The 11,753-nt window shown below is 41.3% G+C and carries 8 protein-coding genes; all 8 read left to right on the top strand.

The window, feature by feature from the left end:
• Nucleotides 1-614 precede the first annotated feature (614 nt).
• Nucleotides 615-3,629 carry a SusC/RagA family TonB-linked outer membrane protein gene (locus ACX0G7_RS02190; RefSeq protein WP_458921772.1) on the top strand — a complete coding sequence of 1,005 codons (3,015 nt, stop codon included), beginning with the start codon at nt 615-617 and terminating at the stop codon, nt 3,627-3,629.
• 10 nt (nt 3,630-3,639) lie between these two features.
• Nucleotides 3,640-5,298: a RagB/SusD family nutrient uptake outer membrane protein gene (locus ACX0G7_RS02185; protein WP_458921771.1), complete on the top strand. Its 1,659-nt coding sequence runs from the start codon at nt 3,640-3,642 to the stop codon at nt 5,296-5,298.
• A 63-nt stretch (nt 5,299-5,361) separates the two neighbouring features.
• Complete coding sequence (locus ACX0G7_RS02180) at nt 5,362-7,005, top strand: ADP-ribosylglycohydrolase family protein (RefSeq protein ID WP_458921770.1); 1,644 nt, start codon at nt 5,362-5,364, stop codon at nt 7,003-7,005.
• A gap of 13 nt (nt 7,006-7,018) precedes the next feature.
• On the top strand, nt 7,019-7,909 hold the full coding sequence (locus ACX0G7_RS02175; RefSeq protein WP_458921769.1) for an AraC family transcriptional regulator: 891 nt from the start codon (nt 7,019-7,021) through the stop codon (nt 7,907-7,909).
• 132 nt (nt 7,910-8,041) lie between these two features.
• Nucleotides 8,042-8,821, top strand: coding sequence for an SDR family oxidoreductase (locus tag ACX0G7_RS02170; protein ID WP_458921768.1), 780 nt, complete (start codon nt 8,042-8,044; stop codon nt 8,819-8,821).
• A 17-nt stretch (nt 8,822-8,838) separates the two neighbouring features.
• Nucleotides 8,839-10,134: an MFS transporter gene (locus tag ACX0G7_RS02165; RefSeq protein WP_458921767.1), complete on the top strand. Its 1,296-nt coding sequence runs from the start codon at nt 8,839-8,841 to the stop codon at nt 10,132-10,134.
• Nucleotides 10,131-10,979, top strand: a complete 849-nt coding sequence (locus ACX0G7_RS02160) for a TIM barrel protein (RefSeq protein WP_458921766.1) — start codon at nt 10,131-10,133, stop codon at nt 10,977-10,979. Before ACX0G7_RS02165 ends, ACX0G7_RS02160 begins: the two co-directional genes overlap by 4 nt.
• A gap of 38 nt (nt 10,980-11,017) precedes the next feature.
• The gene (gene rpiB, locus ACX0G7_RS02155; protein WP_458921765.1) at nt 11,018-11,512 is read left to right on the top strand and encodes a ribose 5-phosphate isomerase B; all 495 of its coding nucleotides are present in this window, start codon (nt 11,018-11,020) and stop codon (nt 11,510-11,512) included.
• The last annotated feature ends 241 nt before the right edge of the window (nt 11,513-11,753 follow it).

The following is an 11,753-nucleotide window of genomic DNA, read 5'->3' as shown; positions in this document are numbered from 1 at the left end:
TTTCAATTTTGTTTTTTGCTCGAACAATTGGTGACAGGAGATTTTTCGGATTTTAAAGACCGTAAAGGCCACCAGGTTCGCTGTAAACGGCACGCAGCTTTTTTCGCCTTCGTGTGTATTAACTATTGTGATAACTTTCTTGATGTTTGTGGTCAACAACTGAGCGATAAATTGATGTTTGTATCCTTAACATTCCCACTGTTAAGCTATTTTATCCTATTCTGCGATGTTGCTAGTGTATTGATGTTAAAATACTTTAACCATTAGCCAATCCACTTTTATAGAAAAGGTCATATCCTTAATAACTTAGTGTCGACGAATCGGGATTGCTTAAAATTTATTCTTCTAAAACCAAGTAGCCATATGCCTCCACTTTCTATTCGCAATAAGTATTTAAGAAAATCAATTTAAGGCCCGGCAAAGTTTCGATACAGGTGTTTCTGATTTATTGGTCATGTGCAGCTTTTCGCAATATATGCGGACAAGAGCCCTATTGCCTTTGAGAATTTTTGTCAGGTTGTCTGTCTGCGAATAGATACTACTTATCAGGTATGCCTTATCCTGGATGTCATACAAAATTTCCAGATTGCCAAAACTTAATAAAATTAAGTGTTATGAGAAATAAGTTGCTTGCTGTACCACTCACTTTTTTATTACTGTTGAGAATCGGTTATGCACAAACAACGAATATCAGTGGCGTTGTCTCTGCCAGTGATGACCTTTCGAAATTGAACGGTGTAAGTATTATAGTCAAAGGAACTGGTCGTGGCACGACCTCAGACAGTCTCGGAAACTTTACCATTAATGCAGGGCAAGGTGAGACCCTGTTATTTAGTTTCCTGGGCTTTCAGAATAAGGAAATGATAGTGAACAAGGATTACTTAATTGTTACACTTACCAAATCTGATAAGGGATTAAATGAAGTGGTAGTCATAGGATATGGTACCCAGAGAAAAGGAGATGTAACCGGGGCCATTTCCTCTATTTCCCCCAGGGCTTTGAAAGAAGTACCTGTTACAAATGCTTCTCAGATGTTGCAGGGCAGGGCTGCAGGGGTATACGTGTTGAATACCGGTAATAAACCAGGTGCCGGAGTTAGTGTGCAGATAAGGGGCAGAAGATCATTTAATGCTGGAAATGATCCGCTTTATGTTATCGACGGCGCACCTATATCGGGCGGACTAAATGATATAAACCCCGGTGATATTGCTTCCATCGAAGTTTTGAAAGATGCATCGGCAACAGCCATCTATGGCTCTAGAGGTGCAAACGGGGTAATTTTGATAACAACTGCAAGGGGAAAGCAGGGTAGAACAACGGTTGGTTATGATGGTTACTACGGTATTTCGGAGATTATGAAATATGCTGATCTCATGAATGGTGCCGATTTTGCCGAATATAAAAGAGAATCACGCAGAGCTGTTATTAATCCTGCAACGGGAAGACCTCAATATGATGATACAGATCCCCAGGCGGATGCGAAATTATTTGAACCTGTAGAATTAGAGTCTATAGTGCAAGGGAGAAGTACAGATTGGCAAAGACTGATGGTTGACAAAGGGCGTATTCAAAATCATGAACTTAGTGTAAATGGAGGGTCTGCTGCAACAAGATTTAATATTGCCCTGGGATATTTTGAGGATCAGGGTTTGATAGCCGGACAGGATTTTACACGTTATACTTCAAGGTTTAATATTGATCAGGGTCTTGGTAAGCGGTTTAAAATCGGTATGTCTACGCTTGCATCGTACAGTGAAAGAAATGGCGAAGACGTAAATCCATACGGTCAATCTGCTGATTTTGGTGCACTTTCAGAAAACCCGCTGGGTGTTCCTTACGATGACAATGGTAATTTAATATTTCTCCCTACCAGTGACGGCTTACGCAGCAACCCATTGTCCGAACTCGTTCCCGGTGCGGTAATTAACAAGAGTAAACGGTTTCGATTGTTAAGTAATATTTATGCTGATGCAGAGATCATGGATGGCTTAAAATTCAGGATCAGTTTTGCGCCTGATCTTACGCAGAACCGGAAAGGGAATTTTTTCGGAAGTCAAACGAATAACCGCAGGGGAGGTGATCCTGCCGCTTCAGTCAATGAAGATTTTACTTTCGCCTACACCTGGGAAAATGTACTTACCTACAAAAAGAATATTGCCAAAAAACATAGTATCGATTTTACTGGTTTGTATGGATTACAAACAAGACAATTTGAACAATCGGGCATAAATGTTAGTGGTTTGCCTATCGAATCATTGGAATATTATAACATGGGTGCAGCATCCGTCATTAGTGGGGTGGCAAGTGCCTTTGAAAAATGGTCCATCCTATCGTATATGGCGCGCGTAAACTATACTTTTGACAATCGTTTGCTGCTTACTTTGACAGGCAGGGCAGATGGCTCTTCAAAATTTGCACCACAAAATAAATGGGGGTATTTTCCTTCAGCCGCAATTGCATGGAATGTAATTAATGAAAACTTCATGCATGGCAGTAAGTTTTTCAACAATTTGAAACTTAGGGTCAGTTATGGACAAACTGGAAATGAGGGGATCGCCCCTTATCAAACCAATGGTCTGCTCACACGAACACAGTACGATTTTGATGGGGCACCTGCCTTTGGTTACAGGCCTTTCACAATACCGAACCAGGATCTAAAGTGGGAAAGCACCGGGTCTCTTAACCTTGGTTTGGATTTCGGTATGTTTAATAACAGGATATCAGGCAGTGTTGAATTGTATCAGTCCAAAACAACCGATTTATTATTGCCAAAGTTGCTGCCCATTAGTGGAGGGTTTTCTTCTGTATTGACGAATATAGGGTCAAAGCAGAACCGTGGAATAGAATTTAGTCTCTCCACCGTTAATGTCGAATCGCACAAGAGTAATGGATTTGAATGGACAACTGACCTGAACCTTTTTAGCAACAAAGAGGAGATCATTGAACTCTCTCGTGGAAAAATAGACGATGTAGGTAATCTCTTATTTATCGGACAACCTGCAAAAGTGTATTATGATTTTGTAAAGACAGGTGTCTGGCAACTCGGTCAGGAGGCTCAGGCTAAGCAATATGGCTCTGTAGTGGGGGGAATCAGGGTAGAGGATCAAAATAAAAATGGAGTTATTGATCCGGGGGATCGTCGGATTCTCGGGTCAGACGTTCCAAAATTAATGGGCGGTATGACGAATCGGTTTTCTTATAAAGGATTTGATTTATCAATATTGATTTTTTCACGTTTTGGGAGTATGATACAAAGTCCGTTTCACGGAAGTTTCCGTTATTTATCTGGTCGTGTAAATCAATATAAGGTCGACTACTGGACAAAAACAAATCCTACCAACGCTTATCCGCAACCTAACTCAGGCCAGGAAAGTCCAATATATGGTTCAACACTTTCTTATATCAGCGGTTCTTTTGTAAAAATCAGGAATATTAACCTGGGCTATAACATTCCGGCAACCATTGCTCAAAAAATGCGGATGCAATCATTGAGATTGTACGTCAGCGTACAGAATCCCTTTGTGTGGTCACCATATACAAATGAATATAATGGGATCGACCCTGAATTTCCTACTACCAGTACCCCGCCCGCAAAACAATTCCTTTTTGGTTTAAATGTAAGATTCTAAAAAGTTGGCTATGAAAAATATTTCATTCTTAAATCTGTGTTTTCTTTTGATCATTATACCATCTTGTACCAAAGTGCTGCAGGAAGATGTCAGGTCACAGGTGGTAGGTAGTTACCTCAGTACCGACAAGGGGTTTACTGATGGCGTAAATGCAGCATATTCTTCTTTGCGGAATATATTCTGTGCTATAGAAGACAACGGCATAATTCCAGTTCTTACCACCTTTGGAACAGATACATATACTAATGGTTTTGACGGCGGATTTAAAATGATGAACAGTTATAATAGTGACCTTAATCCCCGTACCAACGCGGTTACGTTTAATTGGAATAACCTTTACATTGCGATCAATACCTGCAACGCTGTCATTACAAGGGCCCCGGAGGTAACGGGAATAGCTGATGCTACTAAAAATACAAGGGTAGCAGAAGTAAGATTTATCAGAGCCCAATATTATTTCCTGTTGGTTCAGCTATGGGGGCCAGTGCCGCTTCCCCTGACCGAAACAACAGGCATAATAACAAATCCAACCAGGGCATCTGTGAAAGATGTTTATGATGCGATTATTGACGATCTAAGTTTTGCCGTAAAAAATCTGCCCGAAAATCCTGCTAACTACGGCCGTGTTAACAAACCGGCTGCAGAAAATTTACTGGCAAATGTTTATCTCACCAGGGCTACATCTTCTGCAAAGCAACCAGATGATTATACCAGGGCTGCAAGTCTGGCTAAAGGCGTTATCAATAATTATAGCTACAAACTGTTGGATGATTTCGGAAAAGTATTTGAACAGGGAGGGGGTGAAAAGCATTCGGAAGTGATTTTTGCCATCCAGAATAACAAGGATGTCATTTCTAATGGTCTTGGAAACACATTGCATTTGTATTTTATTATGAAATATGATGATTTACCCGGGATGCAAAGAGATATAGCCAACGGCAGGCCATATGCACGTTACAGGCCAACAAATTTTGTTTTGAATACGCTTTTCAACAGGCAACTGGATAGCCGGTATACCAAAAGTTTTAAACGGGTATTTTATTGTAACAGACCCGGCACTTACACAATTAATGGTAATTCGGTAAATTTAAAAGCAGGTGACACTGCAGTATATTTAGCTGACAGGGAATATACAAATGCAGAGCTCAGCCAGATTAAATATAATGTATGGACCCCCAGCAGGCAAAACGAAAGAGTATTTCCTACGCTTACCAAATTTCTTGATCCACAGCGTACAAGTGTGAACGATCAACCAGGATCAAGAGATTTGCTGTTGTATCGCCTGGCAGAAACTTACCTTGTAGCTGCCGAGGCACTGCTCATGAGTGGAAATGCAGCGGAAGCAGCGACATACATTAACGTTGTCAGGCGCAGGGCGGCTAACACAGGTGGAACCCCGGCAGAAACTGCAGCGAATAAAGTGGCTATGGAGATCACACCTGCACAACTCGATATTGACTTTATCCTTGACGAACGTGCGCGCGAGCTGCTCGGCGAAGGCACCCGCTGGCTGGATCTGGTACGTACCGGGAAATTGATAGAGAGAGTTAAGAAATACAACCCGGTGGCAGCGGCAAATATCCAGGTTTATCATGTGCTTCGTCCTATACCGCAGGACCAGATTGACAGAACTGCAGGGGAGTTTAAACAAAACAACGGATATAACTAATGGCTATTTGTCAATCAGTACACGTCACTAGATTGACAACCAGTATAACTTTAAAAATATATAATGATCAACATCATGAACAGGATATGCGTTTTTGGCCTTTATGCCAGCTTCTTTTTCTTCACAACGATATCAACTGTTGCACAATCATCTGGGAAAAGTAATGCAAAAGGTAAACGGGAAGCTCCACTGCAAAGTCAGCGTAAACTTTCGTTTGATGAATATAAGGATCGCGTACAGGCTATCTGGATCGGGCAGATAGCAGCCACCCTTATGGGTTTCCAATTTGAACATCATACAGCATCCGTGGAATGGGTTGACCAATTGCCCGGAAAATTCACATCTGCCCCGGTAGACGATGATTGGTATTATGAGATGGCGGCTATCAGGGCGTTTGAAAAATATGGTATTGATTTGACCGAGCGTCAGTTGGGTGAGCAATGGAAGGAAAATTCATGTGGCACCTGGGGCTCGAGCGCGCAAAGTTTGTTGATGATAAATAAGGGGATCATGCCTCCGGAATCCGGTCATCCCAGGTACAATAAACTCTGGTTTTCTATCGGCCCGCAATTTAGTGCTGATATTTACGGTGCCCTGGCACCCGGTTTGCCCAATGTGGCGGCGCAAATGGCCAGGAAATTTGGACATGTTAACGGGTATGCCGAGGGAACAGATGGAGCTGTTTTTGTAGCGGGTATGGTAAGCCTGGGATTTTTTGAAAAGGATCCGAAAATGATTGTTCGTAAAGCAGCGGGTTTAATTCATCCTTCGTCCCCTTACAGAGAATGCATAGACCTGGTGATTAAACTGGCGGATGAAGGGAAAACTGCAAAGCAGGTTTTTGATGCTATTGAAGATCGTTGGCATATTGAATATCCCGCTACCAATAATGCCGTGCCCAACGGAGGCATTGTTGCCGCCAGTTTATGGTATGGAGAAGCAGATTTCCTGAAAACGGTGAATCTCGCTTACTCCGCGGCAGATTTTACGGACGCTGACTGTAATGCCGCAAATGCTGGTGCTGTAATAGGTGCCATGCGCGGGTTAAAATCAATACCTGATTACCTGGTAAAAAGTTTTGGCGACCGGATCAAAGGAGAGAAGATGGGGTCGGTAGTACTTACCCCCGCAGTCGATGAAAGTATAACCGATTTGAGTAATCGAACTGTGGTCATTGGGAAACTGATTCTGCAAAAAAATGGTGAAAAACTGGGCTCAGAGGGCGTCAATATCACAGTCCAGGAACCAGTTACACAGCCGGCGGAATTATTTAAGTTGGCTGATCTCATGCAGTATTGGAATCCGGACTGGCAACTGGAAAGAGCCGGATTCGGCGGGGCCGGCGGGGGCATGAGTGGTATCAGGGGTAATACATATTTGGATGGGGAAGTACTAGCTACTTATCCAAGGGACGAAATAAGAGGGCTTCTGTTAAGCAGAGAAATAAAAGTGAACGGTCAGAAAGAAATTTCGTTCGATGCAGGAGTTGATCCAGGCAGGGTTTGGGCGCTTGATGTTTTTATAGGCAATCAGAAAAAGCTCACTAAGCTTATTGCAGGAGAATCAAAAGAACGACACTGGGAACCAATAAAAGTAGCAATCGATTCAAATGAAGGAAAAACAACAAAGATCAGATTGTACCAGCGGGTATTAATTCCGGGTAAGGAAGCCGGCAATGCCTATTGGAAAAATATAGTTGTTAAATAAGCTCACTTATATCATGAAACCACTGCTTAAAATAATTAATACTCCACCCCGGGAAGTATTTCAATTGATGAAGGTGAACGATCATTTTTTTTTCCCCTCATGGCATTTTCATCCTGAGTATGAAATCATGTTAGTGCTACAGGGAACGGGTATACGCTTTGTGGGTGATAGTATGGAGCGGTTTCAACCCGGAGATTTAGCATTCATCGGTCAGGACATTCCTCATTTTTATCGTAGTGATGAAGAGTATTATCAGAAAACTACAACTAACAGATCTAAAGCTATCGTTTTGTATTTTAAACAGGATTTTTTTGGTGACGCCATTTTGAATATGCCTGATATTGCAAACTTCAAAAGATTATTGTCTAATTCAAGAAGAGGGATCAGGTTTAAGGGAGCGGTTAAAGAACAACTCATTTGCCAGATAAAAAAGCTGGATAACAGCAAGGATAGTTTGGCTAAAGTAATCGACTTGTTGTCGATTTTACAAACAATGTCAAATGCTAAAGATTACGAAATATTGTCCAGTAGAGGATTTACTCACAACTTAGATGAAGAAGAATGCAGCAGGATGAATAATGTTTATCAGTATATTATTAACAATTATGCGGATAATCCAACTTTGGACGATGTTTCAAAAATCGCTTATATGAGTTCGACGGCTTTTTGTAGATATTTCAAATCGCGTACCAATAAAACCTACACCCAATTCCTGAATGAGATTAAAATCGGCAGTGCCTGTAAAATGTTAATCGAAGACAATGTGAGTATTTCACAGGTTTGTTTTGAAATCGGGTTTAACAATTTTACCCATTTCAATAGCCAGTTTAAGAAAATTGTAGGCATTACACCAAGCCAGTATAAACAAAAGCATTTAGTGCTTCATAGAGTAACAGGTGCATAATGTGTTGTAAGGAATTAGGTGAGTATATATTAACAACCGCAAATACTTATGTCAGGGTCGATGGATTTACCATATAGATTTAATATAATTTTTAACGGCTTCTGAAAGCCTCCATCTAAATCATTTATGAGTTTGCCTTTTGATTTAACAGGAAAACGCGCATTGGTTACCGGCGGTACGCAGGGCATAGGCGAAGCTATTGTAAACGCGCTTGGTAATGCCGGAGCCACGGTACTAATCAACGCCCGTAACCGTCAAAAACTGGATGAGTGTCTCTTGAAATGTTCAGAACGGAATATTAATGCAGAAGGATGGATTTTTGATATTACAGATAGCAGGCTTGTTAAGAATACCATTGATACTATAGAAAATACAAGCGGTCCGATAGATATCCTGGTGAATAATGCCGGTATTATTAAACGTGCACCGGCACAGGATATAGATGAAGAAGATTGGAATATCGTAATCAATACGAATCTCACTGCTCCCTTTGTTTTATCCAAGTATGTAGGTAGATATATGATAAAACGGGGTTCAGGAAAGATCATCAACATTTGCTCTTTGATGAGTGAACTTGGAAGAGATGACGTTGCCGCCTATGCCGCCGCAAAAGGAGGGCTAAAAATGCTGACCCGAAATCTCGCAACTGAATGGGCAGTTCATAATATCCAGGTGAATGGTATCGGACCCGGCTATATTGCTACACCAATTAACACTCCTTATCGTGACAAAGGAAATCCTTTGAATGATTATATTGTTAGCAGAACGCCTGCAGGAAGATGGGGTACTCCACAGGATCTGGCGGGAACAGCTGTTTTTCTTGCTTCTGCGGCATCTGATTTTGTAAATGGACAGATCATATATGTAGATGGGGGCTTAGTTACTTCTTTTGGGAAGCCAGGTTCTGCTTAAATGCCATAGTGAACACGATGAAAGTAAAAAATTTCCGGTGGTGGATAATAGGAATGATAGCGGTTGCAACTGCTATAAACTATCTTGACAGACAAAATCTTCCGGTGGCATTAAGTGAGATCAGGAAATCATTTCCGGTAGGCGATGCTCAATACGGGATGATTAATAGCTTATTTCTTTTTGCCTATGGTACGATGTATGCCGTTGGTGGAAGGCTTATAGATTTATGGGGATGCAGGAAAGGATACGCAGTCATGATCATCTGGTGGTCTATCGCCAATATATTACATGGATTTGTTTCCGGGATATTTGGTTTAGGGGTTGCCAGATTTTTATTAGGTGTTGGGGAAGGCGGCGCTTTTCCGGGATCGGCAAAAGTAGTGGCGGAATGGTTTTCATCAAAAGAACGTGCACTGGCATTTGGGATTTTTAACACGGGTTCAAGTTTGGGAGCCGTTATAGCGCCCCCTTTGATTGCATTGATCATTTTTTATTTCAACTGGAGGTGGACATTTTTTTTCACGGGGATGATTGGATTGATTTGGGTGATTGGCTGGCTTCGATTGTATTCCAAACCTGCCGATTCAGTTTATCTTAGAGATGACGAAAAGCAATATATCATGGATGGAATACAAAAAGAAACAAGTTATGAACAGACGGGTGTACTGCAATTACCCTGGAAAAAGTTATTTACATACCGCAAACTCTGGGGGATACTTGTCATGAAATTTTTGGCAGATGCAGGTTGGTTCTTTTTTATTTTTTGGCTGCCCAAGTATTTAAATGACGTTCGTGGGCTGGATATCAAGGGTGTCGGTGCTTATGGCTGGATACCTTACGCGTTTGCCGGTGCAGGTAGTTTTATTGGAGGATGGTCAAGTAGTTTGTTGTTAAAAAGGAGCGTGACACTTGATATTGCCCGAAAAATACCGTTGGGTATAGCTGCAGCGATGTTACCGGCATCTTTACTAATTACCGGTGCTTCCCTACAGATGGCGATTGTATATTTTAGTATTGCTATGTTTGGTCATCAGTTATATTCTACTATACTGCAAACAGTTGTTGTGGATATCTTTCCCTCTGAAGTAGTTGGGTCAGTATCCGGCTTAATGGGTTGTGCGGCAACTTACGGAGCTATGTTATTTAGTTTGATAATTGGATTTGTCATCCAGCATTTTGGATATAATCCTGCATTTATGGTTGCAGGAATACTTCACCCATTAAGCTATGTTCTGCTCTTTGTAATCATCAAAAAAATTGAAGTGATAAAGATATTGCCGGTATTAACTAAAGTAAATACGGTACAAGCATGAAATTGTCTATTGTCATAGCTGACACCCATGCCTTACCCAGTGCTTTTGTTGTTTACAGGGGTTTTGAAAAATGTATCCCAAAAGCGGCTCAGCTGGGTTATCATGGTGTTGAGCTGGCATTGAAACGAGCAGGTGAAATAAATACTTCTCGTTTGCAACAAATTTTAAAGGACCATGACATTGAGGTGTCATGTATATCAACAGGCCAGGTATATGCGGATGGTGGGCTCATGTTGACGCAGGAAAACCGCGCGAAAAGAGCAGAAATCATCAGTATTTTTAAAGAGCTGATTGATCTGGCCGAAAATTTTGGTGGTCAGATTAATATCGGACGTGTGCGGGGGAAGGTAGGAAAAAGAAACGCCATCGAGGTGGAACAATTGTTTGTCGAGGTCACCAGGGAATTATGTGAATATGCAAGATCGAGGAATGTGATTTTGCTGATCGAGCCTGTTAATCGCTATGAAACCGATTTTATCAATACTGTTGAGGAAGGCGCAGCTATAATTGAAAAAGTGGGGATGCCTAATCTAATGGTTATGCCAGATGTTTTTCATATGAATATTGAAGACAAAACTATTGCTGATGAATTAGTTCAGCATATTGATCACATCAATTACATTCACTTTGCCGATTCTAACAGGCTGGCACCGGGTCAGGGTCATATTGATTTTGATCACATTTTTACTTCGATATACAAGTCGGGCTTCGATGGTTGGATCTCAGCAGAAATTCTCCCATATCCAAATCCAGATATGGCAGCAAAACAGGCTGCACTATTTCTACTACCACGTATCAACCACTATAATAAACAAATGGCTGTATTGAGCACGACTCTGTATTAAGCACTAATGAAAACTCAGCTACTTAAAATAACTTAAATATGGCTCAACCAACAATTATAATGGGAAATGATCACGGCGGCTATGATTTGAAGATCATTCTGAAAAATTATTTTATTAGCAAGGGATATGCGGTGGTAGATATGGGTTCAGAATCGTATGATATTGTTCGGTACCCTTATTATGCAGCAAAAGTGGCGAATGCTATTGCCGGCAACAAAACATTGCGTGGAATATTGATTTGTTCCACCGGCATTGGAATGAGTATTATTGCCAACAAATATAAAGGTGTAAGAGCCGCATTGTGTTATAGCACATACCAGGGAAAAATGACTTGCGCGCATAATAATTCAAATATTATCTGCCTCGGTGGAAAATGTATTGGAAGTGATGAGGCAATTGACATTGTTGACACCTGGCTACAGTCGGAGTATGAAGGGGGAAGGCATGAAATTTCCCTGGGTTTAATAAATAAAGCTGAGTCAATTAATTTTTCTGATTCCAGATGGGATCCGGAAATTCCCCTTGATCAATAGCCTGCCCATTCTGAGTTCCTGAATTTCAGGATCAATGTTTATGAACCCACATCTGTTACCTCTTCTAAAAGACTTTTTTATCTTGCCTTTTTTTACTCCCGTATACACCCGGAATAGCCGGCATTGTGAGGTTTTCGTTGATGGCCATTCCCTTTCCATCCCACAAATCCCTGATAATCATGTTTGATTGCCGCTGATTCATCCGGTCTAAATCACTACCCAGGCAACATCTGCTGGCGGA

This window comes from Flavitalea antarctica, from assembly GCF_054461535.1.
This window is presented reverse-complemented; position numbering and strand designations above follow the sequence as displayed.

Coding starts and splice junctions, on each gene's coding strand:
- ACX0G7_RS02190 (WP_458921772.1), top strand. CDS start 615: ATGAGAAATAAGTTGCTTGCTGTACCACTCACTTTTTTATTACTGTTG.
- ACX0G7_RS02185 (WP_458921771.1), top strand. CDS start 3,640: ATGAAAAATATTTCATTCTTAAATCTGTGTTTTCTTTTGATCATTATA.
- ACX0G7_RS02180 (WP_458921770.1), top strand. CDS start 5,362: ATGATCAACATCATGAACAGGATATGCGTTTTTGGCCTTTATGCCAGC.
- ACX0G7_RS02175 (WP_458921769.1), top strand. CDS start 7,019: ATGAAACCACTGCTTAAAATAATTAATACTCCACCCCGGGAAGTATTT.
- ACX0G7_RS02165 (WP_458921767.1), top strand. CDS start 8,839: ATGAAAGTAAAAAATTTCCGGTGGTGGATAATAGGAATGATAGCGGTT.
- ACX0G7_RS02160 (WP_458921766.1), top strand. CDS start 10,131: ATGAAATTGTCTATTGTCATAGCTGACACCCATGCCTTACCCAGTGCT.
- rpiB (WP_458921765.1), top strand. CDS start 11,018: ATGGCTCAACCAACAATTATAATGGGAAATGATCACGGCGGCTATGAT.